Genomic DNA, 26,780 nt, shown 5'->3' on the forward strand with positions numbered 1-26,780 from the left:
CGGTTGCCCGCCGGTTGTCCGTCCGGTTGCCGTGTGGTTCGCCGACGATCCGGGAAGGAGGTATCCATGCGGTGTCTGAGTGGGAGGTACCGCCTCGGTCGCAAGCTCGGCCAGGGCGGCATGGCGAGTGTCTGGCGGGCGCACGACGACGTCCTGGACCGCGACGTCGCGGTCAAGCTGCTGACCTCGGAACACGCCGCCGACCCCGACGCCTTCGACCGGGCCCGCAACGAGGCCCGCTGCGGCGCCCGCTTCGCCCACCCCAACGTCGTGGCCGTCTACGACTTCGGCACGTCCCGCCGCGGCGGCCGGGGCACCGCGTACCTGGTGATGGAGCTGGTCGAGGGGCCGTTGCTGGTCCACGCGCTGCGCGACGGGCCGTTGGACTGGCAGGTCGCCGTGCGGATCTGCGCCGAGGTCGGCGCCGGGCTGGCCGCCGCGCACGGCCACGGCATCGTGCACCGCGACGTGAAACCCGCGAACATCGTGCTCACCGCGGCCGGCGCGAAGATCCTCGACTTCGGCGTCGCGGCCCGGGTCGGGCACCCTTCCGAGCCGGTCCTCTTCGGTACCCCCACGTACCTGGCCCCGGAGCGGCTCGACGGCGAACCGACCGGCCCCGCCGCCGACGTGTACGCCGCCGGCGTGCTGCTCTACCAGTGCCTGACCGGCCGCATCCCGTGGCCCGTGGACACCGACCAGCAGGTGCTGCACGCGCACCGGTTCACGCCGCCGGCGCAGCTGCCGCCGATCGCGGGCCTGCCGCCGGAGGTCGCCGAGCTGTGCGCCGCCTGCCTGTCGAAGGTCCCGGAGTGCCGGCCGACGGCGGTCGCCCTGGCGCTGATCCTGTCCGCCGCGGCGGACGTGCCGGTGCACGTGCCGCCGGTCCTGGCGCACCGCCCGGAGCCGGTCCGGGCCGCCCTGGACGCACCCACCCTGGCGGTGTGACCGCCCGCCGGACCGCCGCTGCACACCGGCAGCGGCGAGGTCAGCCGGCCAGGTCAGCGGTACGGTCGGCGGGGACCACCACGTACTGCCGCAGCGACAGGTCGCGGAACGTCACCGGCCCGCGCGGCCCCGGCACCCGGTCGATGTTGATGCCGGTCTCCGGCAGGGCGAGCAGCTTGAACCCGTCCAGCAGCCGCGTGGTCGCGTTCCAGAACGCGCCGGTGCCCGTGTACGCCGCCAGGAACTCCCGGGCGGCCTCGGCGGACTCGGTGACGATGCCGGCCGCCAGCCCCGACGTCTCGTCGTTGGCCAGGCGCGCCGCGGCGAGCGGGCCGGAGACCGGGGCGATCGTCACCGTCGCCTCCCCGGCGGAGTCCAGGGCCCACTCGTAGCCGAGGGCGTGCGCGTGCGGCGGCAGCGACGCGGCGATCGCCGGGGTGCGGGCGGCCAGCGCCGCGACGATCTCCGGGACCGTCGAGTCCCACCGCGTCTCGTGCACGAGCAGCAGGTTGAGCCGGTTGCACACGCCGAGCCGGTCCAGGCCGGCGTCGATGAGCGCGGCGGCCTTCGCCGGGTCGGCGGCCGCGTCGATGTAGAGCACGCCGCCGCCGTCGGCGTGGGCGAGGGTGCGCACGCCGTGCAGGGCGGCGCGCTCGGCGAGGCTGCGGGTGCTGTCGCCGCTGCCGCGCAGGATGACCAGTGGGATGAGGCCGGGCTGCGAGACGAGGGCCTCCGCGGAGTCGCGGCCCCTGCTGCGCACCAGCTGCACCGCGGCCGGGTCGAGGCCCGCCTCGGCGAGGGCGGGCGCGACGACGGCGTCCATGAGCGCGACCGCGGAGGCGAGCGCGGCCGAGCCGGTGCGCAGCACGCCCGCGTTCTGCGACTTGACCAGCTGCGAGGCGACGTCGACGGTGACGTTGGGGCGGGCCTCGTAGTTGGCGCCGATGACGCCGACCGGGCGGCGCCACTCCTGCAGCACGAGCCCGCCGTCGAGCGTGCGGATCGTGCGCTGGGCCGGCTCGGCCTCGACATCGGCGAGGATGTCCAGCTGGGCGGCCATCGCGTCCAGCCGGGCCTCGTCGAGCTTGAGCCGGTCGAGCAGGCCGCCGCTCATCCCGCCGGCGGCGGCCGCGGCCTGGTCCTCGCGGTTCGCGGCGAGGATCGTGTCGCGGGCGCCGGTCAGGCGGCGGGCCATGCCGCGCAGCGCGTCGTCGATCGTCTTGGCCGGGGCGGCGGCGAGCGACGGCGCGGCGGCCCGGGCCGCGTGGGCGGCCGCCGAGACGGCGTCCCGGGATGAGTCAGCGGACACGGCGGCACTCCTGTGGACGAGAGAAGGCAGAAGCCCGATTCTAGTGCGTCACCGTTTGCGCGCCTGGAGGGTGTACGTCTGCGGCAGCCGCCACGGCCGCTCGGCGAGGCGGAACTCGCCGTGCTCGTCGGCGACGGTCCGGCCGGGCAGCGCGTCCCACGGGGCGCTGTCGTGCTCCTGCAGCATGGTGAGCTCCAGCCCGGCGTCCATGACCGCGGTGACGATCTCGCCGAGCCCGTGGTTCCACTGGTGGGTGACGGTGTGCTGGAACGTGACGTCGGTCTCCACGTACGTGCCGGACTCCTCCCAGACCAGCGGCTCCTCGCGCTCGAAGTACGCCTGGTCGACGGCGAGGACACCGTCGGGCCGGGTCTCGTCGACCGCCCACAGCATCGGGTGACCCTCGCGGATGAACAGCCGGCCGCCCGGCCTGAGCAGCGCGGCGACGACGCCGGCCCAGCGGCGGATGTCCGGCAGCCAGCAGATGGCGCCGATGCCGGTGTACACCAGGTCGAAGGCGCCCGGGTCGAGCACCTGCGGCGCGTCGTACACGTCGGCCTCGACGTAGTCGATCGGCGCGCCGGTCGCGGCGGCGAGCGCGCGGGCCTCGGCCAGCGACGCGCCGGAGAAGTCCAGCCCGGTGACCTTCGCGCCGAGGCGGTGCAGCGACAGCGTGTCGGTGCCGATGTGGCACTGCAGGTGCGCGGTGCGCAGCCCGTCGACCGGGCCGAGCCGCGGCAGGTCGAACCGGACGACGTCGCTGAGGAACGCCGGGTCGTCGATGAACCGCTGGCGGGAGTACCCGGGCGAGGCGGCGTGCGCGGGGGCGCGCTCGTCCCACTGGGCCCGGTTGAGACGCAGATATTCACTCACACGGTCGAACCTGCCATCTCCGGCACCGGCTCGACAGCGGTTTTCCGCGGCCGCAGCCACAGCGCCGCCAGGGCCAGCAGCACCAGGCTGACCAGGGTGTACGTGTCACCGACGACCCGCTGCACGCCGTGCCAGGTGGTGGGGTCCTCGATGTCGGGTAGGTGCCACAGCACGCCGCGCGGGGCGGCGACGTGGTCCCCGCGGCCCTGCATCGGCCAGGCGAGGAACGCCATGACGAGCACGCCGGGCAGGCCGGCGGCGAGCCACCGCAGCCGGGCCGGGACCTGCGCGGCGACCGCGGCCGACGCGACGAGGACCGGCACGATCCAGGCGTAGTGGTACGTCCAGGACACCGGCGAGACGAGCAGGCCGGTGAGCGCGGTGCAGGCCACCCCGAGCAGCTCGTCGCCGCGCGCCCACGCGGCCCGGGCGACGGCGAACCCGGCCACGGCCACGACGATGGCCAGGGCGTAGTAGACGCCGTCCGAGCCGGTCCAGCGGGCGGCGAGGGTGTGCAGCGACTGGTCCAAGGACCCGCCGAGCGCCGCGTCCTGAGTGACCCGGCCGGAGCTGGCGAACATGCCGGTGAACCAGTACTGCGCCGAGTCGCGCCAGTCGGCGGCGAAGCCCAGCACGGTCAGCGCGGCGAACACCCCGGTGGCCGTCGCGGCGTCGCGGTACCGGCGGGTGATCAGCAGGTACCCGATGAAGATGCCGGGGACCAGCTTGGCGGCGGTCGCCACGCCGATCGCGGCACCCCGCAGCCGGTGCCCGCCGGGCAGCGCGAAGTCGGCCAGGACCAGTAGCACCAGCATCATGTTGATCTGGCCGTCGTTCAGGTTCGCCTGGACGGGCTCCAGCCACAGGCCGCCGGCGGCGAGGGCCAGGGCGGCGCCGGTGAGCCCGGCCCGGCCGCGCAGGCCCGCCATGCGGAGGCTGAGCAGGCACACCACGACCAGCGACACGACGGTGAGCGCGTTGAGCGCGACGAGGGCGCCGGTGCTGCCGAGCCGGGACAGCTCCTCGAACGCCAGCAGCGTGACCGGCGGGTACGTGAACGGCCAGTGCCCGGCGGTGAAGGCCAGGTCGTAGACGTGCTCGTGGTGCCGGAAGGCGGCGCCCGCCTGCACGTAGACCTCGATGTCGGGGTCGTCCAGCTGCGGCCCTTCCAGCCTCGCGACCTGCAACCAGCTGCCGAGCGACACGGCGAACGCGAGCACGCCGGGCAACAGCAGCCAATCCGGAAGCATCCGTCTCACGGTGCGCAGCGTCCCACAATCGCGTCCGGCAGGTGGCTCAATGACCGGTATCCGCCGCCGGGACGGTGCCGTGGACCGGCGACCGGGTGAGATTCGTCCCGTTCACCCGGATCCGGGTGCCGTCGCCCTGACCTCGGAGCTGGAGCTGGCCTCGCCGGTGCCCGCATAATCACCGGTTGTGGACGTACGTGACACGGTCGAGGCGGTCTTCCGGATCGAGTCGGCGCGGCTCGTCGCCGGGCTGGCCCGGATCGTGCGCGACGTCGGTCTGGCCGAGGAGCTGGCCCAGGACGCGCTCGTCATCGCGCTGGAGCAGTGGCCGGTGCGCGGGGTGCCGGACGACCCGGGCCCGTGGCTGATGGCCACCGCGAAGCACCGCGCCGTGGACGTGCTGCGCCGCCGCGCCAACTACGAGCGCAAGCTCGCCGTGCTCGGCGCCCCCGAGGGGGTGCTGGACGAGCCGCCGGACCTTGACGACCACATGGACGACCACATCCAGGACGACCTGCTGCGGCTGATCTTCACCGCCTGCCATCCGGCGCTGAGCACCGAGTCGCAGGTGGCGCTGATCCTGCGGACCCTCGGCGGCCTCAGCACCACCGCGATCGCCCGCGCGTTCCTGACCACCGAGGCGACGGTGTCGCAGCGCATCCTGCGCGCCAAGCGGACCCTCGCCGCGCGGCGCGTGCAGTTCGAGCTGCCGGCCCCGGCCGAGCTGCCGGCGCGCCTGACGGCCGCGCTCGGCGTCGTCTACCTGATCTTCAACGAGGGCTACTCCGCGTCCGTCGGCGACGACTGGGCCCGGCCGCAGCTGTGCGAGGAGGCGATCCGCCTCGGCCGCGTCATGGCCGGACTGCTGCCGTCGGAGCCCGAGGTGTACGGGCTGTGCGCGCTCATGGAGCTGCAGGCCGCGCGGCTCCGCGCCCGCACCGCGCCGGACGGCACCCCGGTGCTGCTCATGGACCAGGACCGGCGGCTGTGGGACCGGCTGCTGATCCGCCGCGGCCTGGCGGCGCTGGCGTCGGCGGAGGCGCTCGGCACGCTCGGGCCCTACGGGCTGCAGGCCGCGATCGCCGCCTGTCACGCCAGGGCGCTGCGCCCCGCCGACACCGACTGGCCGCGGATCGTCGCGCTGTACCGGCTGCTGGCGCACGTCGCGCCGTCGGCGGTCGTGCGGCTGAACCTGGCGGTCGCCGTCGGCATGGCATCGGGGCCGGCGGCGGGCCTGGCGCTGCTCGACGAGCTCGACGGGGCGCTCACCGGCTACCCGTACCTGCCGGCCGCCCGCGGTGACCTGCTCGAGCGCCTCGGCCGGCTGGAGGAAGCCCGGGCCGAGTTCGCCCGGGCCGCCGCGCTGACCGGCAACGGGCGCGAACGCGACCTGTTCCTCGCCCGGGCCGCCACCCCGCAGCCCGACATCATCGGATGAATCTCGAAACCGGAACGCTTGTGTTTCGTGGTGCGGGACTGGTACACAACAGACCTCCGATGTATTGGGGGAGTTGTGCGAGGAGAATTTGACGGTCTCGCCGCCGTCGTCACCGGCGGCGCGTCCGGGATCGGCCTGGCCACGGCCCTGCACCTGGCCGGGCGGGGCGCCCGCGTGGCGTGCCTCGACCTGCGCCCCGACGGGCTGCCCGAGCCGCTGATCGGCATCACCGCCGACGTCACCGATGACGCCACCGTGCGGGCCGGGGTCGCGGCGGCCGTGGAGGCCTTGGGCGGCCTCGACATCCTGGTCAACAACGCCGGCATCGGTGCCGTCGGCACCGTGGAGAGCAACGACGACGAGGAGTGGCACCGCGTCCTGGACGTCAACGTCGTCGGCCTGGTGCGGGTCACCCGGGCCGCGCTGCCGCACCTGCGCCGCTCCGCGCACGCCGCGATCGTCAACACCTGCTCGATCGTCGCGCACGCCGGGCTGCCCGACCGCGCCCTCTACAGCGCCAGCAAGGGCGCGGTCCAGGCGCTGACCGCCGCGATGGCCGCCGACCACGTCCGCGAGAACATCCGGGTCTGCTGCGTCAACCCCGGCACCGTCGACACGCCCTGGGTGCGCCGGCTGCTCGCCCAGGCCAGCGACCCCGAGGCTGAGCTCGCCGCGTTGCAGGCCCGGCAGCCGACCGGCCGGCTGGTCAGCGCCGAGGAGGTGGCGGCGGCGATCGGCTACCTCGCCAGCCCCCTCGCCGGCGCGACGACCGGCACCGTCCTGGCCGTCGACGGCGGCATGCACGGCCTGCGGCTGCGGCCCCCGCGATGAGCGCCGTCGCGGACCCGGCCGTCCGGCTGGGCCTGGGCTGCGCGCAGCTGGGCAACCTCTACCACGAGATCGACGACGAGCGGGCCCACGCGACCGTCGACGCCGCGTGGGACGCCGGGGTGCGCATCTTCGACACCGCACCGCACTACGGGCTCGGGCTGTCGGAGCGGCGGCTCGGCGAGGCGCTGCGGGAGCGGCCGCGCGAGCAGTACACGGTCAGCACCAAGGTCGGCAGGCTGCTGGTCGGCGACCCGTCCTGGTCCGGCGGTATGGACACCGAGGGCTTCGCGGTCCCGGCGACCCACCGGCGGGTCTGGGACTTCAGCCGCGACGGCATCCGCCGCTGCCTGGAGGCGAGCCTGGCCCGGCTGGGCCTGGACCGGGTCGACGTGGCGCTGCTGCACGACCCCGAGGAGCATCAGGAGGTCGCGCTGCGCACCGGCTTCCCGGCCCTGGCGCAGCTGCGCGAGGAGGGCCTCGTCGGCGCGATCGGTGCCGGGTCGAAGGACGCCGCGGTCCTGACCCGCGTGGTCCAGGAGTGCCGCCCCGACGTGGTGCTGGTCGCCGGCCGGTTCACGGTGCTGGAGCAGCCGGCCCAAGAGGCGCTGCTGCCGGCGTGCGCCGCGGCGGGCGTCGAGGTGCTCAACGCCGGGGTGTTCAACAGCGGGCTGCTCGCCGTCGCCGAGCCGAGCGCGGACCTGCCCTACGAGTACGGCGCCGCCCCCGCCGACCTGGTCGCGAAGGCCCGCGCCATCGCGGCGGTGTGCGAGCGGCACGGCACGACCCTGCCGGCGGCCGCGCTCGCGTTCGCCGCGGGCGACCCGGCGGTCACCGCGGTCGTCGTCGGCGCGGACTCGCCGGAGCAGGTGCGCCGCAACGCGGCCCTCGCGACCGCGCCGCCGCCCGCCTCGCTGTGGCCGGCGCTGCGGGAGGCGGGGCTGCTGTGACCCTGGTCGACGCGCAGCTGGGGGAGTGCGCCCGGCTCGCCGCCGGCCTGCCGTCGGTCCGGTTCGTGCTCGACCACCTCGGCAAGCCCCCCATCCGGTCGGGGTCGCTGCGGCCGTGGCGCGACGACCTGACCCGGCTCGCGGACTGCCCGAACGTGACCGCCAAGCTGTCCGGCCTGGTCACCGAGGCCGACCTCGGCGCCTGGACCGCCGAGGACCTGCGGCCCTACGTGCGCGCGGCCGTCGAGCTGTTCGGCGCCGACCGGCTCATGTTCGGCTCGGACTGGTCGGTGTGCCTGCTCGCATCCTCGTACCGCCGTGTCCTGGACACCATGCGTGACCTGCTGCGCGACCTGCTGGCGGACACGGACGACGCCGGCTGGCGGGCCATCTTCGGCGGCACCGCCGTGGCGTGCTACCGGCTCGGCACCGGCCCTGACCCGGCAACGACGGGCGTACAGTCGCTGCGGAGGCACGCATGGCACTGACCGACGAGGCAATCGACAAGATCAAGGGCATGATCACCTCCGGTGAGCTCGGCCCGGGCGACCGGCTGCCGAAGGAGGCGGACCTCGCCGAGCGGCTCGGCCTGTCCCGCAACTCGCTGCGCGAGGCGGTCAAGGCCCTGTCGATGATCCGGGTCCTGGACGTGCGGCAGGGCGACGGCACCTACGTCACCAGCCTCGCGCCGGACCTGCTGCTCGACGCGCTGAGCTTCGTGGTGGACTTCCACCGCGACGACACCGTCCTGCAGTTCCTCGAGGTCCGCCGGATCCTGGAGCCGGCGGCGACGGCCCTGGCCACGGAGCGCATGCCGGCCGAGGACATCACGAAGCTGCAGGCGGTGCTCGACCAGCTCGGCGACAACCCGACGATCGAGGCGCTCGTCGCCAACGACCTGGAGTTCCACCGGCAGATCGCGGCCGGCTCCGGCAACGCGGTGCTGTGCTCGCTCATCGACGGGCTGTCCGGGCCGACGACCAGGGCCCGGATCTGGCGCGGCCTCACCCAGGAGGGCGCGGCCGAGAGCACCCGCGAGCAGCACCAGGCGATCGTCGACGCGATCGCCGCCCGGCAGCCGGAGGTCGCCCGGTCATGGGCCACGATCCACGTCGCGGGCGTCGAGGAGTGGCTGCGCCGGGCGCTGTGACCATCCCCGGCGCCGGCCGTCGGGGCACGGTGACCGCGCCCGGCATCGTGCTGCCGGGTGGCCGGGTCGTCGTGACAGGAATGGCTCAGGTCGGAGGTTCAGCCGCCGATCGGCGGGTTCGTGAAGGGTGCGGAGTCGCAGCGACAGAGACGGCACTGGCTGGCCGACCAGCCGGTGGCCCGCAAGCTCGTGCTGCTGGTCCTGGTGTGCTGTGCCGTCGGCGCCGTCGTGCTCGGCGTCGGTGTCACCAACCTCGGCCGGGTCAACGCGAAGGCCGCCGATCTGTACCACGACAATCTGGTGCCGTCCGCGCACCTCGCCGCGATGAACGAGTCGGCGATGCGGGTCCGCAACGACGTCGCCAACCTTGCCCTGTCCAACGGCCCCGTGGCCAGCAAGGCGTTCCAGGACGGCATCGTCGCCGCCGACGCCGCCGTGGACCGCGAGCTCGCCGCCTACCGCCGGACCGTCGCCACCACGAAGCAGCGGCAGCTGCTGGACCGCTTCACGATCTGGTGGGGCGCCTTCCGCAACATCCGCGACCACCGGCTCCTGCCGCTCGTCGCCGCCGGTGACGTCCCCGGGTTTCAGGCCGTCTACCTCGGCGACGGCGCCACCGTCACCGGCAACGCGATGAGCGCCCTCGCCGACCTGCTTGCCTACGAGCAGTCCAGCGGCCGCGCCAGCGCCGAGGAAGCGTCCGACGCCTACCGCCGGGCCCGGGTCGCGATGCTCGCCGCGCTGGCCGTCGGGCTCGCGGCGGCGCTGCTGCTCAGCCGGTACCTGACCGGGCTCATCGTGCGCCCGATCCGCCGCGTGCACGGCGTGCTGACCGCGGTCGCCGCCGGTGACCTCACCGCCGAGGCCGACATCCGCCAGCGCGACGAGGTCGGCGACACGGCCCGCGCGCTGAACGCGGCCACGGCCAGCACCCGGGAGGCGGTGCGCAGCCTCGGCGACAACTCCGCGACGCTGTCCGCGGCGGCCGAGGAGCTCGCCGCGATCAGCCGGCAGATCGACACCAGCGCCACCGACGCCAACACCCGCGCCGAGCTCGTCGCCCGGGCCGCCAACGAGGTCAGCGAGCACGTCGCCGCCGTCGCCCACGGCGCCACGGAGATGGGCGGCGCGGTCGAGGAGATCTCCCGCAGCACCGCGCACGCCGCCACCGTCACTGCCACCGCGGTGTCGATCGCGGCGGCTACCAACGAGACCATCGGCAAGCTCGGCGCCTCCTCCGGCGAGATCGGCGAGGTCATCAAGGTCATCACGTCGATCGCCGGGCAGACGAACCTCCTCGCGCTCAACGCGACCATCGAGGCGGCCCGGGCCGGCGACTTCGGCAAGGGCTTCGCCGTCGTCGCCCAGGAGGTCAAGGACCTCGCCCGGGAGACCGCCCGGGCCACCGACGACATCGGCAAGCGCGTCCAGGCGATCCAGCTCGACACCGAGGACGCCGTCGCCGCGATCGGGCAGATCGGTGAGGTCATCGCGCAGATGAGCGAGTACCAGCACTCGATCGCCGCCGCCGTCGAGGAGCAGGCGGTCACGGCCCGCGCCATGGGCCACAGCGTCGACGAGGCGGCCGGCGGCTCGGTCGACATCGCCACCAACATCGCCGGCGTCGCCGACGCGACCAAATCGACCAACGAGGGTGTGACCAGCACCGGCGAGGCCGTCGACCAGCTCGCCCGGATGGCGTCCGACATGCGTGTCCTGGTGTCCCGCTTCACGTACTGAGGGTGTGTCACATGAGACGCGTTGCCGTGCTGCTGGCCCTGTCCGCGCTGGCCCTGTCCACCGCGGCGGGGTGCAGCCAGTCCCTGGAGACCGGCGACGACGCCGGGCCGTCGGCGAAGGTGGCGCTGCTGCTGCCGGACCGCAATACCAGCCGGTACGAGGCGGGCGACCAGCCGTACTTCGCGCAGAAGCTCTCCGAGCTGTGCCCCGGCTGCGAGGTCGACTACCGCAACGCCGAGCAGAGCACCGGCACCCAGCTGCAACAGGCGCAGGAGACGCTCGCCCAGGGCGCGAAGGTGCTCGTGATCAGCCCGGTCGACAGCGTCGCCGCGGGGGAGATCGTCGCCGCGGCCAAGGCCAAGGGCGTGCCGGTCATCTCGTACGACCGCCTCGTGCTCAAGGCCGCCGTGGACTACTACGTCTCCTTCGACAACGCGAAGGTCGGCTCCCTGCAGGCCGCGGCGCTGCTGCAGGCCCTCGGTGCGAAGGCGTCCGCAGGGGAGATCCTGTGGATCAACGGCTCGCCGACCGACAACAACGCGACGCTGTTCAAGCAGGGCGCGCACGCCGGCCTCGACGGCAAGGTCCGGGTCGCGGCCGAGTCCGACACCGCCGGGTGGGACCCCGACAACGCCAGGGCGTGGACCGCCCGAATCCTGCCGACGCTGCGCGGCCGCACGATCGTCGGGGTGTACGCCGCCAACGACGGCACCGCGGGCGCCGCGATCGCCGCGATGCAGGCGGCGGGCCTGCCGCAGGTGCCCGTCACCGGCCAGGATGCCGAGACCACCACCCTGCAGCGGATCCTCGTCGGCGACCAGTACATGACGGTGTACAAGGCGCTCCGCACCGAGGCGGAGACCGCGGCGGCGCTCGCCAACGACCTGGTGCGCGGCAAGCGGCCGGCGGTGCCGGCGACGGTCGACAACGGCGCCGGGCGGGTCCCGTCGATCCTGCTCGACCCGGTGACGGTCACCAGGGACACGATCGCCTCGACGGTGGTGAAGGACGGCTTCGTCACGCCGGGCGCGCTGTGTGCCGGCGCCTACGCCGACGCCTGCAAAGCGGCCGGCATCGGGTGAGCGTGAGCCTTGACAGCGCTGGCTAATGCCATTAGCTTTTTAGCTATGGAACTTAGCCACGAGGGTGGCCGCATCGCCTACGACGACAGCGGCACCGCCGGACCCCTGCTGCTGTGCGTGCCCGGCATCGGTATGACGCGCGCGACCTACGAGCCGACGGGCGCGTTGTTCGCCGCCGCCGGATACCGGGTCGTCACGATGGACCTGCGCGGCCACGGCGGCAGCGACGCCGTCTGGGCTGACTACAGCCCCGAGGCGATCGGCCGCGACATCGTCGCGCTGCTGCGGCACCTCGACGCCGGCCCCGCCGTGCTGTTCACCAACTCCTACACCGGCGCCAGCGCCGTCTGGGCCGCCGCCGAGGCGCCCGAGCTGCTGCGCGCCGTCGTGCTCAGCGCCCCGTTCGCTCGCGTCATGCCGAAGCCGAACGCGCTGATGCGCGCCGCGATCTGGGCGGTCGGCCGGTTCCGTCCACTGTGGATGGTGTACTGGGCGAGCCTGTACAAGACGCGCAAGCCCGCCACGTTCCGCCAGGAACGGCGCGCGCTGTCGGCGAACCTCGCCGAGCCCGGCCGGATGGCGGCGCTGCGGGCGATGTTCGCCGCCGACGTCTCCGTCTGCGTGGCCCGCCTGGGTGAGGTCCGCACCCCGGCCCTGGTCCTCATGGGCACCAAGGATCCCGACTTCCCCGACCCGGCCGCCGAGGCCCGCCTTGTCGCCGGGCGCGTCGGCGGCACCGTCACGATGATTGACGGCGCGGGGCACTACCCGCACTCGGAGTTCCCCGCCGAGACCGCCGCCGCGGTGTCCGCCTTCCTCGGCCACCACGCCGTTGCCTAGGGCAGGCCTGAGCCGCGACGCCGTCGTCGACGCCGCGCTCGCCCTCGTGGACGCCGACGGCCCGGCGGCGCTGACCCTCGCCGCGGTCGCGGCCCGCACCGGCGTGGCCACGCCGTCGCTGTACAAGCACGTCGGCAGCCTCACCGAGCTGCGCAACCTGCTCGCCGTGCGGCTGTTCGAGCAGTTCACCGCCGAGGCGACCGCGGCCGTGCTGGGCCTCAGCGGCGACGCCGCGCTCGAGGCGCTCATGCGCGCCTACCACCGCTATGCCGTCACCCACCCGCACCGCTACGCGCTGCTGCCGCAGGCCCCGGACCCGGACCCGGCGGTCGCGGCCGCCGCGGACCGCTTCGTCGGGCTGTGCTTCGCCGTGCTGCGCGGGTACGGCCTGGACGGCGACGAGATCGTGCACGCCACCCGGATCACGCGGGCGGCGATGCACGGCTTCGCGGTCCTGCACACCTCCGGCGGCTTCGGCCTGCCCCAGGACGTCGAGGCGACCCTCGACCGGCTGGTGGCCACCGTCGTGCGCGGCGTGACATCCATGGTGTCGGCACCGCGCTGAGCGCACCCGATCAGCCGGCCGCTCAGCCGGCCGCTCAGCCGGCCGATCAGCCGGCTGGGCGCGGGTCACTCGTGGGGGAGCAGGAACCGGTGGTTGACCTGGAAGCGCCGGCCGTCGGCGGTCGCGAACACCGGCCACTGCGCCGGGTCCGGGCGCGGCACCGCGCGCAGCAGGGCCCGGGCCGGCCGGCCGCGCAGGTCGAGCTGGGCGACGAACTCGTCCTTGTCCAGCCGCGGCACCGGCACCCCGGCCGGCCACGGCGCCACGGCGGTGGGCCGCTGCGCCGGGTCGAGCAGGACCGCGACGAGCCGGACCGCGTCGGGGTGGAAGGCCGATCCGGTCTGCAGCGTCCGGTTGCGCAGCTGGGTCACGTGGTCCAGCAGCGAGTACGCCGCGGTGGGGTACGCGCGGTCGGGCCGGGTCTCCTCGAGGCCCTCGAACTGGGCCCGGAAGCGGCGGCCGTTGCCCCGCACGGTGAACACGGTCGACGGCACGTCGGCGATCATGGGTGCGCCGGGGCGGCGGCGGGTGTTGGCGGGGTCGCGCAGCACGGCGGTGGCGTGGTTGCGCAGCGAGCGCAGGGTGCCCTGGCCGACCTTCACGCGGCGGGCGGCGTCGGCGACGAGGGTGCCGTCGTCGTACGCGACCAGGCGCGGGGCGCGCAGCGCATTCCAGCCGGCGGGCACGAACCCGCCGGTCAGCTCCCAGGTGAGCAGCGGCTGTGACCGCCGGCCCGCCTCGACGTCCTCCGGCGCGGCCACCGCGATCGCGGCGCCGCCGACGGCGGCGGTGAGGCCCACCGCGCCCGCGCCCAGCAGCAGACTCCTGCGGTTCATGCTTCAGTCGCTCCCGTCCGGCGGGGCGTCGTGCCCCGCCACTGCTGACCTTAACGACAAAACGGACTAAAAGACTCCAAAAGCCGCCTCGGTACGCCCGGCGCAATGGATACATACCGAAGTCGTTTGGTAGGGTTTACGGTGCTGCGATCAACCCCCGTCGGCGAGGAAGCCATGCGTATATCGGCGAAGGCGGACTACGCGATCCGCGCACTGGTGGAGCTGGCGGCCGACGCCGGGCGTCCACTGGTCTGCGAGGGCATCGCGGCCGCCCAGCACATCCCGTACCGGTTCCTCAAGTCCGTGATGCGCGACCTGCGCCGCACGGGCCTGGTCCGCAGCCAGCGCGGCTGCGAGGGCGGCTACTGGCTCGGCCGCGACGCGGCCACGATCACCCTGGCCGACGTCGTCGGCGCGGTCGACGGCGGGCTCATGACCGTGCACGGCGAGAGCCCCGACGGGCCCGCCGACCCGGCCGACGCGACCCGCGCGCCCGGCGTCACCGCGGTGTGGCGGGCGATCCAGGCCCGCACCGAGGAGATCCTCAACGGCGTCACCATCGCCGACCTGCTCACCGAGTCACCGGCGGAGCCAGCGGCGTCGCTGCTGGGCCTCGTCGGCGGCAGAACCGCCTAGGAGGACCGCATGACCGAGCACCCGACCGACCACTGGCACGCCACGCTGCGCCACATCAAGGGCAAGGAGCTCAGCGGCGACACCCGGCAGACCAGCGGGATGACCCGCCTGGAGGCCGTCTCGGGCAAGACCGTCGGCTCCGAGAAGGTCTGGATGGGCCAGACCCACGTCGCCCCGGCCACCAACTCCGGCGACCACCACCACGGCGAGGCCGAGACCGCCATCTACGTCGTGTCCGGCCACCCGGTGTTCGTGTTCGCCGAGGGCGACACCGAGGTCCGGGTCGAGACCGAGCCCGGCGACTACATCTTCGTGCCGCCGTTCGTGCCGCACCGCGAGGAGAACCCCGGCGCGGAGGAGGCGGTCGTCGTCATCGCCCGCAGCAGCCAGGAGGGGATCGTGGTCAACCTGCCCAGCCTGTGGGCGCCCGTGGACGAGGGGGACGTCCGCAGGTGACGCCCACCGTCGTCGAGTACACCGACCCGATGTGCCCCTGGGCCTGGGGTTCGGAGCCGACCTTCCGGAGGCTGCGGGAGCTGACCGCCGGCAGGTTCCGCTGGCGGCGGGTGTACGGCATCCTGTTCGACCTCGACGACGACCCGCCTCCGGACCCCGCTGCCGAGGCCGCCTGGTACCACCGGTTCGTGCGGGAGGTCTCGGGGCACACCGGCGCGCACTGCCCCGCCCGCCTGGAGCGGGTCGCGCTGAGCTCCTGGCCGGCGTCCCTGGGGGCGAAGGCCGCCGCCCGGCAGGGGCTGGAGGATGCGGTACTGCGCAGGCTCCGCGAGGCCATGTTCCTGCGGGGCGAGCCCGCCGACACCCCCGAGCGGGTCCTGGCCGCCGCGGCCGGGGTCCCGGGGCTGGATCCGGCCCGCCTGGAGCGCGACCTCGGCTCGCCGGAGGTCTCGGCCGCGGTACGGGCGGACTGGCTGGAGACCCGCCGCCCGGCGCCCGAGGTGATCGGTCTCACGGCACCTGGTCCACACTGCGGCGCGGCCAAGGAGATCGACGGCGGTCTGCGCTACGCGCTGCCGACCCTACTCTTCGAAGGCCCGCTGGGCAGGGCGATCGTGCCGGGGTGGCGGCCCCTGGAGCAGTACGTCGCGGCGGCGGACCGGGCCGCCCCGGCCTGATAACTCCTATAAAAACCATCGGATTTGTCTCGAACAATAAGACACTTCCAGATGGCTATTGACGTGAGTTCGGCGGCGTCCCCATGATGGGCACATGACATCGACCCACCCCGGCGTAGTTCGTCGCTACGTCGACCTCAGGCGCACGGCAAGCGCCCTCTGTCGATAAGTCACCGTCGATCCACTGACCCGCCGGGCACGCTGCCGTGCCGCGGGCCCGCGCATCCACCGACGCAACCCATCCAGCCGCCGCGCGCCCGGAGCAGACCGGGCAGGCGCGGCGGACGGCCCCGCGCACCTTCAGCACACCCTCCGGCACCCTCCGAAAGGCTTCCGTTCCCATGAGCTCATCGCTGACCCGCAGGTCGTTCCTCGGACTCGGTGCCGCCGCCGGCACCGCGACCCTGCTCGCCGCCTGCGGTGACGGGACGGTCGCGGCCCCCGGCGCCGCCGGCGGCACCCTCAAGTGGGGCTGGTCCAGCGTCACCAGCTGGGACCCGGTCACCTCGTCCGCCGGCTGGGACGTGCACCTGCTGTCGCTGGTCTACGCCGGCCTGACCAAGCTCGACGAGCAGGGCAACGCCGTCCCCGCGCTCGCCACCGGCTGGAAGTACGACAGCGCCGGCACCACCCTGACGTTCACGCTGCGGCCCGGCCTCAAGTTCAGCGACGGCACCGCCCTGGACGCCGCCGCGGTGAAGAAGAGCCTCGAACGCGGCCGCGACCTGCCCAAGTCGCTCGTCGCCGCGCAGCTGGCCAACGTCAAAGCGGTGACCGCGCCGGACGCCACCACCGTGGTCCTCGGCCTCGCCGAGCCCGACTACCAGATCCCGAACCTCCTCGCCGGCAAGACCGGCATGATCGTCAGCCCGGCCGCGATCGACGCCGACGCCGCCGCCCTGGCGACCAAGCCCGTCGGCGCCGGGCCGTTCACGCTCACCTCGTACGTGCAGAACGCCAAGGCCGTCCTCACCCGCAACCCCGACTACTGGGACGCGGCCAACATCAAGCTCGGCGGGTTCGAGGCGTACCCGCTGCCGGAGCCCGCCACCGTCGTGGCCGCCCTGCAGTCCGGGCAGTACGACGTCGCCCAGATCCCCGGCAGCCAGGTCGAGGCCGCCAAGGCCGCCGGCCTGCAGGTGCAGGTGATCCCGTCGCTGGTCGTCGCGGTCCTCGACGTCAACATCACCAAGAAGCCGTTCGACGACCCGAAGGTCACCGAGGCGCTGCGCTACGCCGTGGACCGGGCCGCGCTGCTCAAGACCGCCCAGTTCGACCACGGTGAGGTCGCCTACCAGCCGTTCCCGAAGGGCTACGCCGGCTACAGCAACAGCCTCGAGGGGATCTACCAGTACGACCCCGGGAAGGCGAAGCAACTGCTGGCGCAGTCCAGCTACGGCACCTCGCCGGTCGAGGTCGTCATCACCACCGCCAAGGCCGAGGGCGTGCCCGAGCAGCTGCAGTCGCAGCTCAACGCCGCCGGGTTCAAGGCCACCATCGAGGTCATCCCGCAGGCCCAGGCCACCCAGCTGGTGTACGTGCAGCACAGCAAGGCCCTGTTCGTGGACCAGTTCGCCGGCCGGGACTCCGCCGTGCAGGCGTTCCAGGTGCTGTTCGGCAAGGAGGGGCTCATGAACCCCGGGCGGCAGACCCCGCAGGAGCTCGTCGACGCCCTCGCCAAGGTCAGCAGGACGCCGCTGGACGACCCGTCCTACCCGAGCGTCCTGCAGGCGGCCACCGCGATCGCGGTCAAGTCGATGCCCAACGTCTTCCTCTACAGCGTGCCCCGGATCCTCGCCCGCCGCGCCGGCGTGTCGGCGATCCCCGGGTTCACCGCCGTCCAGCGCTTCGAAGGGGTGACCGTGTCATGACCACGCTGCTCTCCAGGCCGCCCGACCTCGTCCAGCCGGTCCCGGCCGCGGCACCGGACGCGCCGCGGCCACGGCGGTCCCGGCGCTGGATCGGTACCCTCGCCACCCCCGTCGTCGTGTTCGTGTTCTCGTCGCTGCTGACGTTCGGGCTCGGCGCGCTGTCGCCGAGCAACCCGGCCGCCGCGGTCCTCGGCGAGACCGCCACCCCGGCCGACATCGCCCGGATGAACCACGAGTTCGGCCTGGACCGGCCGCTGCCGGTGCAGTACCTCGACTGGCTGTTCTCCGCGCTGCAGGGCGACCTCGGCCGGTCGTACTTCACCACCATCCCGGTCGCCGACAGCATCTTCGCGGCGCTGCCGGTCGACCTCGCCCTCGCCGGGCTCGCCGTGCTGCTCGCCGTGCTCATCGGCGGCGCCGCCGGCATCGCCGCCGCGCTGCGGCAGGGCAGCCGGCTCGACCGGGCCGTCACCGCCGTCGCCTCCGGGCTCGGCACGCTGCCGCCGTTCGTGCTCGGCATCGGCCTCATCGTCATCTTCGCCGTGCTGCTCAAGGCGCTGCCGGCGGGCGGCTACGTCCCCCTGGAGCAGGGGGCCGGGGCGTGGCTGCGCTTCGCGATCCTGCCCGCCCTGGCGCTCAGCCTCGACATCGCCGCCTCCATCGCCCGGCAGCTGCGCACGTCGCTGGTCGGGCAGCTCGGCGAGAACTACGTGACCGGCGCCGTCGTGCGCGGCCTCGGCGCCAGGCGGGTCCTGTTCCGCCACGCGCTGCGCAACGCGATCGGCCCGGCGCTCACCGTCCTGGGCATGGGCGTGCCGATGGTCCTCGGCGGCGCGGTCGTCACCGAGAAGATCTTCAACCTGCCGGGCCTGGCCCAGCTCACGCTGCAGGCGTCCAGCCAGCACGACATCCCGCTCATCCAGGGCACCCTGCTGGTCACCGTCACCGTCGTGCTGATCTGCAACACGCTGGTCAACGTCGCGGTGCTGCGCCTCACCCCGCAGGGCAGGCGATGAGCACCCTCACGGCCGCCCGGCCGTCCCTGCGCCGGTTCCGGTGGCTGCCGTCGGTCCGCTTCGCGGTCGCGGTGCTGGCCGTCGTCGCGTTCCTCGCCGTGTTCGGCGGCGCGGTCGCGCCGCACGACCCGCTGCTGCAGGACCCGGACCTGGCGCTGCGCGGGCCCAGCCCGGCCCACCCGTTCGGCACCGACTACCTGGGCCGCGACGTGTTCAGCCGGCTCCTCGCCGGCACCGGGACCACCGTCGCCGCCGCCTTGCAGAGCGTCGGGGTCGGCCTGGCCCTCGGCGTGCTGCCCGGTCTCGCGTCGCTGTGGCTCGGCCGGGGCGTCGAGTGGATGCTGCTGCGCGCCGTCGACGCGGTCATGACGCTGCCGTTCATCGTCTTCGCCATCGCCGTCACCGGCGTCCTCGGCAACGGCCTCACCCAGGCGATGGTCGCCATCGGCGTGCTGTTCGCGCCGCTGTTCTTCCGGGTCACCCGCGCCGCCGGGCTCAGCCTCACCCGCGCCCAGTACGTCGAGGCCGCCGAGCTGTTCGGCGCCTCCCGGTGGCGGATCCTGCGCACCCACGTGTGGGGCAAGGTCGTGCCGACCGTCGCCGTCACCGCCGCGCAGGCCACCGGCGGGGCGCTGCTGGCCGTGTCGTCGCTGACGTTCCTCGGCATCGGCGTCCAGCCGCCGGCACCCACGTGGGGCGGCGTGCTCGCCAGCGAGCTCGGGTTCCTCGCCCAGCAGCCGTGGGCGCCGGTCATCCCCGCCGCCCTGATCATGCTGGCGGTCGCCGCGCTCAACGCCCTCGCCGACGCGATCCGCCCCGGCGGTGCGGCATGAGCGGTCCGGAGCGAAGCGGAGGGCTGCGAATCATGGGCTCAGGGTGGAGCTCAGGCCGGCGCCGGAGCGAAGCGGAGGTGGCGGCATGAGCGGTCCGGAGCGAAGCGGAGGGCTGCGAATCATAGGCTCAGGGTGGAGCTCAGGCCGGCGCCGGAGCGAAGCGGAGGTGGCGGCATGAGCGGCCAGCGGAGCGTCTTGGGCCGCTCATCGTGTGGCAGTTGTGGCTCAGGCCGGCGCCGGAGCGAAGCGGAGGTGGCGGCATGAGCCCCGTCCTGCGGGTCGAGGACCTGTACGTGTCCGTCGGCGCCGGCCACGAGGCCGTCCGGGCCGTGTCGTTCGCCATCGAACGGGGTGAGTCCGTCGGCCTGGTCGGTGAGTCCGGCTCCGGCAAGACCCTCACCTGCCGCGCCGTCCTCGGCGTCCTGCCGCCCGGCGTCGCGGTCACCGGCGGCGCCATCCACCTCGGCGGCGACCCGGACCCCACTGACCTCACCGGGCTCGACCGGCGGGGCTGGGACGCGGTGCGGGGCAACCGGCTCGCCGCCGTCTTCCAGGACCCCGCCTCCTACCTCAACCCCTCGCTGACCGTCGGCCGGCAGCTCGCCGAGCAGCTGCGCCTCAAGCGCGGCCTGCGCCGGGCCGAGACCCGCGCCGCCGCGGTCGAGCTGCTCGCCGCGATGGGGCTGCGCCGGCCCGCGGCGGTGTACGACCAGTACCCGCACGAGCTGTCCGGCGGCATGCTGCAGCGGGCCCTGATCGCCATCGCCGTCGCCGGCGAACCCGAGCTGCTCGTCGCCGACGAGGCCACCACCGCCCTCGACGCCGCCGTGCAGGCCGAGGTCCTGGAGCTGCTGCGGCACCTGCGCGAGACGCGCGGCCTGGCGCTGCTGCTCGTCAGCCACGACCTCGCCGTCGTCGCCGAGGTCTGCGACCGGGTCGCGGTCTTCTACGCCGGCGAGATCGTCGAGCAGGGCCCGACCGCCGAGGTGATCGCCAACCCGCGGCACCCGTACACGGAGGCGCTGTTGCGGGTCGCGTCCCTCGGCGACTGGCGCCGCCGCGACCTGGAGGTCATCCCCGGCCGCCCGCCGGAGCCCGGCGCGATGCCGGCCGGGTGCCGGTTCGCGGCCCGCTGCGCGCACGCCACGGACACCTGCGCCACCCCCGTCCAGCTGTCCACACTGGACGACCGCCAGGTCCGGTGCCACCGGGCCGAGACCCTGGAACTGGTGGGGGCATGAACACGTTGTTGCAGGTTGACCGGTTGGACGTCACGTTCGACCGGCACCGGGTGCTGGCGGACCTGTCGCTGCGGGTCCGGGCGGGGGAGATCCTCGGCATCATCGGCGAGACCGGCTCCGGCAAGACCACCCTCGCCCGGGCGGTCGTCGGCCTCTCGCCGGTGCGCTCCGGCAGGATCACGTTCGACGGCACCGACCTCACCGCGCTGCGCGGCGCGGCGCTGCGCGCGTGGCGGCGCACCGGCCAGGTCCAGTACGTGTTCCAGGACCCGCTGCGCGCCCTGGACCCGCAGCACACCGTGGCCAGGATCGTCGCCGAGGGGCTCACCGTCGCCGGCGTCCTGGACCGGGCCGCGATCGACGCCAGGGTCATCGCCGCCCTCACCCAGGTCGGCCTCGACCCGGCCCTCGCCGACCGGCTGCCCGGCCAGATCTCCGGCGGCCAGCGGCAGCGGGTGCTGCTCGCCCGCGCCGTCGCCCTGCAACCGCGGCTGCTGCTGTGCGACGAGCCCGTCAGCGCCCTCGACGCGTCCAACCGCAACCACGTGCTGCGGCTCCTCGCCGACCTGCGGGACCGGTCCGGGGTCACGGTCGTCGTCATCTCCCACGACCTGAGCTCCCTCGCCGGGATCGCCGACCGGGTCGCCGTCCTCTACGGCGGGCGGCTGGTCGAGCAGGGCCCGATCGAGCGGGTGCTGAGCGAGCCGCGGCACCCGTACACGGCGCTGCTCACCGCGTCCGCACCCAGCGTGCGCAGGGAGCACCCGATCCTCGCGCGGGCGCTGCGTCCGGCACCGGAGCACGCGCCGGCCGCCGCGTTCGGGCCCGACGCGTGCTCGTACGCGACGCGGTGCCCGTTCGCGACCCGGGCCTGCGTCACCGCGCCACCCGCCACCGGCGACGAGTGGCAGGTCGCGTGCCACCACGCCGGCGAGTGGCGGGCCCAGCTGGCGGCCGGCGCCCGATGAGCACCCCGACCACCTCCCACTGGGGCGCGTTCCGGGTCCGGGCCGGCGCCGGCGGCGCGCTCACCGTCGAGCCGCACCCCGCCGACCCGTCGCCGTCGCCGCTGCTCGGCAACGTCGCCGGCGGGCTGCGGCACCGCACCCGCGTGGCCCGGCCCGCGATCCGGCGCGGCTGGCTGGAGCACGGCCCCGGCCCCACCGACCGGCGCGGCCGCGACGGCTATGTCGAGGTCGGCTGGGACGCCGCCCTCGACCTGCTCGCCGCCGAGCTCGACCGGGTCCGCCGCGAGCACGGCAACGAGGCGGTCTTCGGCGGCTCCTACGGCTGGGCCAGCGCCGGCCGGTTCCACCACGCGCAGAGCCAGCTGCACCGCTTCCTCAACGGGTTCGGCGGGTACACCGGCTCCCGCAACTCCTACAGCCTCGGCACGTCCCTGGTGCTGCTGCCGCATGTCGTCGGCGACGCCGAGGAGGTGCTGCGCAACGCGTCGTCCTGGCCGACGCTCACCGAGCACACCGAGCTGCTCGTCGCGTTCGGCGGCGTGCCGGCGAAGAACGTGTACGTCACGCCCGGCGGCGTCACCCGCCACACGACCCCCGGCCACCTGCGCCGGCTCGCCGAGCGGCGGGTGCCGGTGGTGCTCGTCAGCCCGCTGCGCGCCGACCTGCCGGCGGACGTGCAGGCGCAGTGGCTGCCGGTGGTGCCCGGCACCGACACCGCGCTCATGCTCGGCCTCGCGCACACCCTCGTCGCGGAGGACCTGCACGACCGGGCGTTCCTCGACCGGTACACGACCGGCTTCGACACCTTCCGCGGCTACCTGCTCGGGCACCCCGACGGGGTGGTGAAGGACGCCGCGTGGGCCGCCGGGATCTGCGGCGTCGACGCCGCCGGCATCCGCGACCTCGCCCGGCGGATGGCGGCCGCGCGGACGCTGGTCACCGTCACCTGGTCGCTGCAGCGCGCCCAGCACGGCGAGCAGCCCGTCTGGGCGGGGATCGCGCTCGCCGCGCTGCTCGGCCAGATCGGGCTGCCCGGCGGCGGCTTCGGGCACGGCTACGGCTCGATGGGCGACGTCGGCGACCACGGCCCCAACCGGCGCCTGCCGTGGCTGCCGCAGGGCGTCAACCCGGTCCGCGGGTTCATCCCCGTGGCCCGCATCGCCGACATGTTGCTGCGGCCCGGCGACCCGTACGACTACAACGGCGAACGCCGCACCTATCCCCACGTCCGGCTCGTGTACTGGGCCGGCGGCAACCCCTTCCACCACCATCAGGACCTGACCCGCCTGCGGGCCGCGTTCGGCCGCCCCGACACCGTCGTGGTGCACGAGCCGCACTGGACGTCGACCGCCCGGCACGCCGACATCGTGCTGCCCAGCACCACCGGCCTCGAACGCGACGACCTCGGCGGCGGGCGCCGCGACACCCACCTCATCGCGATGCACCGCGCCGTCGACCCGGTCGGCGAGGCCCGCGACGACCACGCGATCCTCGCCGCCCTCGCGCACCGGCTCGGCTTCGGCGACACCTTCACCGAGGGCCGCACCCCACGGCAGTGGCTGCGGCACCTGTACGACGGCTGGCGCGCCGACCTGCACGCGGACGGCCACGACGCGCCGGACTTCGACGCGTTCTGGGCCGCCGGCGAGTACGAGCTGCCGCCCGGCCCGACCCACTTCACGCTCCTGGAGGACTTCCGGGCCGGCCGGACGGCGCTGCGGACCCCGAGCGGCCGGATCGAGCTGTACTCCGCGACCGTCGCCGGTTTCGGCTACCCCGACTGCCCCGGCCACCCGTCGTGGCTGGAGCCCGACGAGTGGCTCGGCGGGCCCGCCGCCGCCCGGTTCCCGCTGCTGCTCATCGCCAACCAGCCCGCCACCCGGCTGCACAGCCAGCTCGACGTCGGCGCGACCAGCCTGGCCGGTAAGCGCGCCGGCCGGGAGGCCCTGCACCTGCATCCCCTCGACGCCGCCGACCGGGGCATCGCCGACGGCGACGTCGTGCGGGTCTTCAACGACCGGGGCGCCTGCCTCGCCGGAGCGGTCCTCGACGACGGGCTGCGCCGCGGCGTGGTGCGGCTGCCGACCGGCGCCTGGTTCGACCCCGTCGAGGAGCCCGGCGGGCGGCTGCTGTGCGTGCACGGCAACCCCAACGTGCTCACCGCGGACGTACCCAGCTCCCGGCTGTCGCAGGGCTGCACCGGCCAGCACGCCCTCGTTGAGGTCGCCGCGCTGACCGGACCGCCACCACCGGTGACCGTCCACGACCCACCACTGCTGGAGAGGAGGGCAGCATGAACTTGGATGTGGTGACCGCCGAGCTTGCCGCACGGGCGGCGGAGCACGACCGGGATGCGACGTTCCCGCACGACGGGATCGCGGTCGTGCACAAGCACGGGCTGCTGACCGCCACCGTCGCGGCTCGCTACGGCGGCGAGGGCGCGGGGCTGGCCCGTACCGTCGAAATCCTGACCGCGTTGGGCGCCGGGGACCCGGCCGTCGCGCTGGTCACGGCGATGACCCTGTTCACCCACGCCGCGCAGGCCCGTGAGCCGTCCTGGCCCGAGCACGTCTACGCGGACCTGCTCGCCGAGTCGCAGGCCGGCCCGGCGCTCGTCAACGCGCTGCGGGTCGAGCCCGAGCTCGGCACCCCCGCCCGCGGCGGGCTCCCGGCGACCGTCGGGCGCCGCGACGGCGAGGCGTGGCGGGTCACCGGCCACAAGATCTTCTCCACCGGTGCGGTCGCACTGTCCTGGATGGCCGTGTGGGGCCGCACCGACGACGAGCCGGCTCGGGCCGGCTCGTTCCTGGTCCGCGGCGGCAGCCCCGGCGTGCGGATCGAACCGACCTGGGACCACCTGGGGCTGCGCGCCAGTCGCAGCGACGACGTCCACCTCGACGGCGTGCGGGTGCCGCTGGACGCGTTCGTGCACAGCCCCGCCGGCCGCGGCGCCGATCTGACCGCGTGGAACGCCCTGGGCCTCACCGCCCTGTACCTCGGTGTCGCCACCGCGGCCCGGGACTGGCTGATCGGGTTCCTGCACGAGCGGACCCCGGCGGCGCTCGGCAAGCCCCTCGCGACGCTGCCCCGCTTCCAGGCCGCCGTCGGCGAGATCGAGGCACTGCTGGTGTCGGCGTCGGCGCTGGTACGCGCGCAGGCCGCCGACTACGACACCGGGCTGGCCGTCGACGCGGGCATCGGCAAGCTCGTCGGCACCCGCGCCGCGATCGGCGCGGTCGAGCAGGCCGTCGCCCTGATCGGCAACAACGCCCTCACCCGCCGCAACCCCTTGGAGCGCCACCTGCGCGACGTGCTCTGCGCCCGCATCCACACCCCGCAGGACGACACCGTCCTCGCCGCGGCCGGCCAGGCCGCCCTGTCCAAGTACCCGCTTTCCCAGCATACGAAGGAGCAGACGCCATGACGGTCGAGTTCGTCGGCATGATCGGCACCCAGCACGCCTCGGAGATCCACGCCCCGGCAGGGCCGGTGATCGACCCCGCGTACACGCGCCGGTTCGCCCGCGCCCACGAGGACGCCGGCTTCGACCGGATCCTCATCGGCTACGGCTCCGGCTGGCCCGAGGGCGGCCAGGTCGCCGCGCACGTCGCCGCCCACACCGAGCGGCTCGGCCTGCTCATCGCGCACCGCCCCGGCTTCGTCGCGCCGACCCTCGCCGCGCGGCAGTTCGCGACCCTGGACCAGTTCAGCGGCGGCCGGGTCGCCGTGCACACGATCACCGGCGGCAACAACGCCGAGCAGCAGCGCGACGGCGACTACCTGGACAAGGACGAGCGCTACGCGCGCACCGACGAGTACCTGGAGATCCTGCGCCGGGCCTGGTCGTCGCCGGAGCCGTTCGACTACGACGGCCGCTACTACCGCTTCGCCGACTTCGCCGCGCACGTCCAGCCGGCGCACCGCATCCCGCTGTTCTTCGGCGGGTCGTCGGAGGCGGCGTACCGCGTCGGCGGCAAGCACGCGGACACGTTCGCGCTGTGGGGCGAGCCGCTGAAGGAGACCGCCGAGCAGATCGCCTCCGTGCGGGCCGCCGCGGCCGCCGCCGGGCGCACCGACGTGCCCGGCATCAGCGTGTCGTTCCGCCCGATCCTCGCCCCCACGGAGGACCTCGCCTGGGAGCGGGCGCACGCGATCCTCGACACCATCACCAGCGGCACGGCGAAATGGCCCCAGCGGGCGTGGCGTATCAACGGCGCACCGGAGAACGTGGGCTCGCAGCGGCTGCTCGCCGCGGCCGCCAAGGGTGACCTGCACGACCGCGCGCTGTGGACCGCCCCGGCCAAGGCAACCGGCGCCGGCGGCAACTCGACCGCGCTGGTCGGCACGCCCGAGACGGTGGCGCAGGCGCTGCTGGACTACGTCGACATCGGCGTCACCACGATCCTGATCCGCGGCTACGACCCGCTCGACGACGCCATCGACTACGGCCGGCACCTGCTGCCGCTGGTCCGCCAGGAGCTCGCGCACCGCGCGGCCACCCGGAGCACCGCCGGCGCCGGGGCCGGCGCGGCCAAGGCCGAGCCGGTCGCGGCGGGTGCCCGGTGACCGCGACGATCGGGGCGCCCGTCGTGGCGGGCGCCCGCTGGGACCCGCCGGCCGCCATCGCGGTCCGCGGCACGGTGCTCGTCCTGCCGGGCCGCGGCGAGCACGCCGGCGTCTACGACCGCTTCGGCCGCCGCATCGCCGCCGACGGCTACGCGGTGCGCTCCGCAACCCCGCAGACGGCACCGTCCCTCGCGGCCGACGCGACCGGCCCGGTGGTGCTGGCCGGCTCCGACACCGGCGCCCTGCACGCCCTGGCCGTCGCCGCGGCGCACCCGGAGCTGTTCGCCGGGGTCATCGCGGCCGGCGTCGCCGCGGAAGGGGGCGTCACCGTCGACTGGGAGGAGGAGCTGGCGGCCCGCACCGCATGCCCCACCCACCAGGCGCGCCTCACCGGCGACACCGGCTTCCGGCGCGGCGCGCTCGCCCTGCCGGTCGCGGCGGACCTGCTGGCCCCGGCGCCCGTCGCCGTGCCGGTCCTCGTCCTGCACGGCGAGGCCGACACCGTCAGCCCCGTCGCCGGGGCCGAGCGGCTCGCGGCCCGGCTGCCGCGGGCGGAGCTCGGCACCGTCCGCGACGGCCGGCACGACGTGCTCAACGACGCCACCCACCGCACCGTCGCCGCGCACGTCGTGCAGTGGCTGGAGCGGCTGCGCGCCGACGCCGGCGCGACACCGATCCTCACCGTCCACAGGCACTGAGATCCGCTG

At 74.6% G+C, this 26,780-nt stretch carries 27 protein-coding genes; 23 read left to right on the top strand and 4 right to left on the bottom strand.

Going from position 1 to position 26,780, the window contains the following annotated elements; genetic code table 11:
* The first annotated feature begins 66 nt into the window (after positions 1-66).
* Entirely contained in the window at positions 67-948 is an 882-nt protein-coding gene (locus tag AB0H83_RS17225; RefSeq protein ID WP_360094055.1) for a serine/threonine-protein kinase, read from the top strand.
* A 40-nt stretch (positions 949-988) separates the two neighbouring features.
* Here the strand turns inward: AB0H83_RS17225 and AB0H83_RS17230 are convergent, their stop codons facing one another.
* From AB0H83_RS17230 to AB0H83_RS17240, 3 genes are read right to left on the bottom strand one after another with little or no spacing between them, the layout of a single operon-like run.
* A complete protein-coding gene (locus AB0H83_RS17230) occupies positions 989-2,257 on the bottom strand; it encodes an aldehyde dehydrogenase family protein (protein ID WP_360094058.1) in 1,269 nt (422 codons plus the stop codon).
* 48 nt (positions 2,258-2,305) lie between these two features.
* Complete coding sequence (locus tag AB0H83_RS17235) at positions 2,306-3,130, bottom strand: class I SAM-dependent methyltransferase (RefSeq protein WP_360094061.1); 825 nt, start codon at positions 3,128-3,130, stop codon at positions 2,306-2,308.
* Entirely contained in the window at positions 3,127-4,380 is a 1,254-nt protein-coding gene (locus tag AB0H83_RS17240) for a glycosyltransferase family 87 protein (RefSeq protein WP_360094064.1), read from the bottom strand. Before AB0H83_RS17240 ends, AB0H83_RS17235 begins: the two co-directional genes overlap by 4 nt.
* A gap of 187 nt (positions 4,381-4,567) precedes the next feature.
* Between AB0H83_RS17240 and AB0H83_RS17245 the strand changes: the two genes are divergently transcribed.
* From AB0H83_RS17245 to AB0H83_RS17285, 9 genes are all read left to right on the top strand, one after another.
* Positions 4,568-5,818, top strand: coding sequence for an RNA polymerase sigma factor (locus AB0H83_RS17245; protein WP_360094067.1), 1,251 nt, complete (start codon positions 4,568-4,570; stop codon positions 5,816-5,818).
* A gap of 75 nt (positions 5,819-5,893) precedes the next feature.
* Positions 5,894-6,649 (top strand): SDR family oxidoreductase, encoded by a 756-nt coding sequence (locus AB0H83_RS17250; RefSeq protein ID WP_360094070.1) that lies wholly within the window; start codon positions 5,894-5,896, stop codon positions 6,647-6,649.
* The gene (locus AB0H83_RS17255; RefSeq protein WP_360094073.1) at positions 6,646-7,596 is read left to right on the top strand and encodes an aldo/keto reductase; all 951 of its coding nucleotides are present in this window, start codon (positions 6,646-6,648) and stop codon (positions 7,594-7,596) included. Before AB0H83_RS17250 ends, AB0H83_RS17255 begins: the two co-directional genes overlap by 4 nt.
* The gene (locus tag AB0H83_RS17260; RefSeq protein WP_360094076.1) at positions 7,593-8,084 is read left to right on the top strand and encodes an amidohydrolase family protein; all 492 of its coding nucleotides are present in this window, start codon (positions 7,593-7,595) and stop codon (positions 8,082-8,084) included. Before AB0H83_RS17255 ends, AB0H83_RS17260 begins: the two co-directional genes overlap by 4 nt.
* Positions 8,075-8,746, top strand: a complete 672-nt coding sequence (locus tag AB0H83_RS17265; RefSeq protein WP_360094079.1) for a FadR/GntR family transcriptional regulator — start codon at positions 8,075-8,077, stop codon at positions 8,744-8,746. Before AB0H83_RS17260 ends, AB0H83_RS17265 begins: the two co-directional genes overlap by 10 nt.
* Before the next feature lie 174 nt (positions 8,747-8,920).
* Complete coding sequence (locus tag AB0H83_RS17270) at positions 8,921-10,486, top strand: methyl-accepting chemotaxis protein (protein ID WP_360094082.1); 1,566 nt, start codon at positions 8,921-8,923, stop codon at positions 10,484-10,486.
* Positions 10,487-10,497: 11 nt separating this feature from the next.
* Positions 10,498-11,568 (top strand): substrate-binding domain-containing protein, encoded by a 1,071-nt coding sequence (locus AB0H83_RS17275; protein ID WP_360094085.1) that lies wholly within the window; start codon positions 10,498-10,500, stop codon positions 11,566-11,568.
* Positions 11,569-11,613: 45 nt separating this feature from the next.
* Entirely contained in the window at positions 11,614-12,408 is a 795-nt protein-coding gene (locus AB0H83_RS17280; protein ID WP_360094088.1) for an alpha/beta hydrolase, read from the top strand.
* Positions 12,401-12,973 carry a TetR-like C-terminal domain-containing protein gene (locus AB0H83_RS17285; protein WP_360094091.1) on the top strand — a complete coding sequence of 191 codons (573 nt, stop codon included), beginning with the start codon at positions 12,401-12,403 and terminating at the stop codon, positions 12,971-12,973. Before AB0H83_RS17280 ends, AB0H83_RS17285 begins: the two co-directional genes overlap by 8 nt.
* A 65-nt stretch (positions 12,974-13,038) precedes the next feature.
* Here the strand turns inward: AB0H83_RS17285 and AB0H83_RS17290 are convergent, their stop codons facing one another.
* Positions 13,039-13,809: a hypothetical protein gene (locus AB0H83_RS17290; RefSeq protein WP_360094094.1), complete on the bottom strand. Its 771-nt coding sequence runs from the start codon at positions 13,807-13,809 to the stop codon at positions 13,039-13,041.
* 174 nt (positions 13,810-13,983) lie between these two features.
* On the opposite strand from AB0H83_RS17290, the gene AB0H83_RS17295 reads away from it, so the two are divergent.
* The 13 genes from AB0H83_RS17295 to AB0H83_RS17355 all read left to right on the top strand — a co-directional run bounded on the left by AB0H83_RS17295 (position 13,984) and on the right by AB0H83_RS17355 (position 26,771).
* Positions 13,984-14,445, top strand: coding sequence for an Rrf2 family transcriptional regulator (locus AB0H83_RS17295; protein ID WP_360094097.1), 462 nt, complete (start codon positions 13,984-13,986; stop codon positions 14,443-14,445).
* A gap of 9 nt (positions 14,446-14,454) precedes the next feature.
* Positions 14,455-14,901 (top strand): cupin domain-containing protein, encoded by a 447-nt coding sequence (locus tag AB0H83_RS17300; RefSeq protein WP_360094100.1) that lies wholly within the window; start codon positions 14,455-14,457, stop codon positions 14,899-14,901.
* Positions 14,898-15,578 (top strand): DsbA family protein, encoded by a 681-nt coding sequence (locus AB0H83_RS17305; protein ID WP_360094103.1) that lies wholly within the window; start codon positions 14,898-14,900, stop codon positions 15,576-15,578. The genes AB0H83_RS17300 and AB0H83_RS17305 overlap by 4 nt, the downstream gene beginning before the upstream one ends.
* 94 nt (positions 15,579-15,672) lie before the next feature.
* Complete coding sequence (locus tag AB0H83_RS17310; RefSeq protein ID WP_360094311.1) at positions 15,673-15,747, top strand: putative leader peptide; 75 nt, start codon at positions 15,673-15,675, stop codon at positions 15,745-15,747.
* Positions 15,748-15,919: 172 nt separating this feature from the next.
* Positions 15,920-17,449, top strand: coding sequence for an ABC transporter substrate-binding protein (locus AB0H83_RS17315; protein WP_360094106.1), 1,530 nt, complete (start codon positions 15,920-15,922; stop codon positions 17,447-17,449).
* Entirely contained in the window at positions 17,446-18,465 is a 1,020-nt protein-coding gene (locus AB0H83_RS17320; RefSeq protein WP_360094109.1) for an ABC transporter permease, read from the top strand. The genes AB0H83_RS17315 and AB0H83_RS17320 overlap by 4 nt, the downstream gene beginning before the upstream one ends.
* Entirely contained in the window at positions 18,462-19,298 is an 837-nt protein-coding gene (locus AB0H83_RS17325) for an ABC transporter permease (protein ID WP_360094112.1), read from the top strand. The genes AB0H83_RS17320 and AB0H83_RS17325 overlap by 4 nt, the downstream gene beginning before the upstream one ends.
* Before the next feature lie 260 nt (positions 19,299-19,558).
* Positions 19,559-20,539 (top strand): ABC transporter ATP-binding protein, encoded by a 981-nt coding sequence (locus AB0H83_RS17330; protein WP_360094115.1) that lies wholly within the window; start codon positions 19,559-19,561, stop codon positions 20,537-20,539.
* A complete protein-coding gene (locus tag AB0H83_RS17335; RefSeq protein WP_360094118.1) occupies positions 20,536-21,507 on the top strand; it encodes an ABC transporter ATP-binding protein in 972 nt (323 codons plus the stop codon). Before AB0H83_RS17330 ends, AB0H83_RS17335 begins: the two co-directional genes overlap by 4 nt.
* Positions 21,504-23,804: a molybdopterin-dependent oxidoreductase gene (locus tag AB0H83_RS17340; RefSeq protein ID WP_360094121.1), complete on the top strand. Its 2,301-nt coding sequence runs from the start codon at positions 21,504-21,506 to the stop codon at positions 23,802-23,804. The genes AB0H83_RS17335 and AB0H83_RS17340 overlap by 4 nt, the downstream gene beginning before the upstream one ends.
* A complete protein-coding gene (locus tag AB0H83_RS17345) occupies positions 23,801-24,931 on the top strand; it encodes an acyl-CoA dehydrogenase family protein (protein ID WP_360094125.1) in 1,131 nt (376 codons plus the stop codon). Before AB0H83_RS17340 ends, AB0H83_RS17345 begins: the two co-directional genes overlap by 4 nt.
* A complete protein-coding gene (locus tag AB0H83_RS17350; RefSeq protein ID WP_360094128.1) occupies positions 24,928-26,073 on the top strand; it encodes an LLM class flavin-dependent oxidoreductase in 1,146 nt (381 codons plus the stop codon). The genes AB0H83_RS17345 and AB0H83_RS17350 overlap by 4 nt, the downstream gene beginning before the upstream one ends.
* The gene (locus AB0H83_RS17355) at positions 26,070-26,771 is read left to right on the top strand and encodes an alpha/beta hydrolase (protein ID WP_360094131.1); all 702 of its coding nucleotides are present in this window, start codon (positions 26,070-26,072) and stop codon (positions 26,769-26,771) included. The genes AB0H83_RS17350 and AB0H83_RS17355 overlap by 4 nt, the downstream gene beginning before the upstream one ends.
* The last annotated feature ends 9 nt before the right edge of the window (positions 26,772-26,780 follow it).

The sequence above is a fragment of the Dactylosporangium sp. NPDC050688 genome (genome assembly GCF_040654515.1).
Lineage (GTDB): Bacteria > Actinomycetota > Actinomycetes > Mycobacteriales > Micromonosporaceae > Dactylosporangium.

Bases quoted from the DNA above. Each gene is read 5' to 3' on its own strand.
- AB0H83_RS17255 (WP_360094073.1), top strand. From the start codon at position 6,646: ATGAGCGCCGTCGCGGACCCGGCCGTCCGGCTGGGCCTGGGCTGCGCG.
- AB0H83_RS17350 (WP_360094128.1), top strand. From the start codon at position 24,928: ATGACGGTCGAGTTCGTCGGCATGATCGGCACCCAGCACGCCTCGGAG.
- AB0H83_RS17300 (WP_360094100.1), top strand. From the start codon at position 14,455: ATGACCGAGCACCCGACCGACCACTGGCACGCCACGCTGCGCCACATC.
- AB0H83_RS17240 (WP_360094064.1), bottom strand. From the start codon at position 4,380: ATGCTTCCGGATTGGCTGCTGTTGCCCGGCGTGCTCGCGTTCGCCGTG.
- AB0H83_RS17275 (WP_360094085.1), top strand. From the start codon at position 10,498: ATGAGACGCGTTGCCGTGCTGCTGGCCCTGTCCGCGCTGGCCCTGTCC.
- AB0H83_RS17330 (WP_360094115.1), top strand. From the start codon at position 19,559: ATGAGCCCCGTCCTGCGGGTCGAGGACCTGTACGTGTCCGTCGGCGCC.
- AB0H83_RS17345 (WP_360094125.1), top strand. From the start codon at position 23,801: ATGAACTTGGATGTGGTGACCGCCGAGCTTGCCGCACGGGCGGCGGAG.
- AB0H83_RS17265 (WP_360094079.1), top strand. From the start codon at position 8,075: ATGGCACTGACCGACGAGGCAATCGACAAGATCAAGGGCATGATCACC.
- AB0H83_RS17315 (WP_360094106.1), top strand. From the start codon at position 15,920: ATGAGCTCATCGCTGACCCGCAGGTCGTTCCTCGGACTCGGTGCCGCC.
- AB0H83_RS17295 (WP_360094097.1), top strand. From the start codon at position 13,984: ATGCGTATATCGGCGAAGGCGGACTACGCGATCCGCGCACTGGTGGAG.
- AB0H83_RS17340 (WP_360094121.1), top strand. From the start codon at position 21,504: ATGAGCACCCCGACCACCTCCCACTGGGGCGCGTTCCGGGTCCGGGCC.
- AB0H83_RS17290 (WP_360094094.1), bottom strand. From the start codon at position 13,809: ATGAACCGCAGGAGTCTGCTGCTGGGCGCGGGCGCGGTGGGCCTCACC.
- AB0H83_RS17320 (WP_360094109.1), top strand. From the start codon at position 17,446: ATGACCACGCTGCTCTCCAGGCCGCCCGACCTCGTCCAGCCGGTCCCG.
- AB0H83_RS17280 (WP_360094088.1), top strand. From the start codon at position 11,614: ATGGAACTTAGCCACGAGGGTGGCCGCATCGCCTACGACGACAGCGGC.
- AB0H83_RS17225 (WP_360094055.1), top strand. From the start codon at position 67: ATGCGGTGTCTGAGTGGGAGGTACCGCCTCGGTCGCAAGCTCGGCCAG.
- AB0H83_RS17325 (WP_360094112.1), top strand. From the start codon at position 18,462: ATGAGCACCCTCACGGCCGCCCGGCCGTCCCTGCGCCGGTTCCGGTGG.
- AB0H83_RS17335 (WP_360094118.1), top strand. From the start codon at position 20,536: ATGAACACGTTGTTGCAGGTTGACCGGTTGGACGTCACGTTCGACCGG.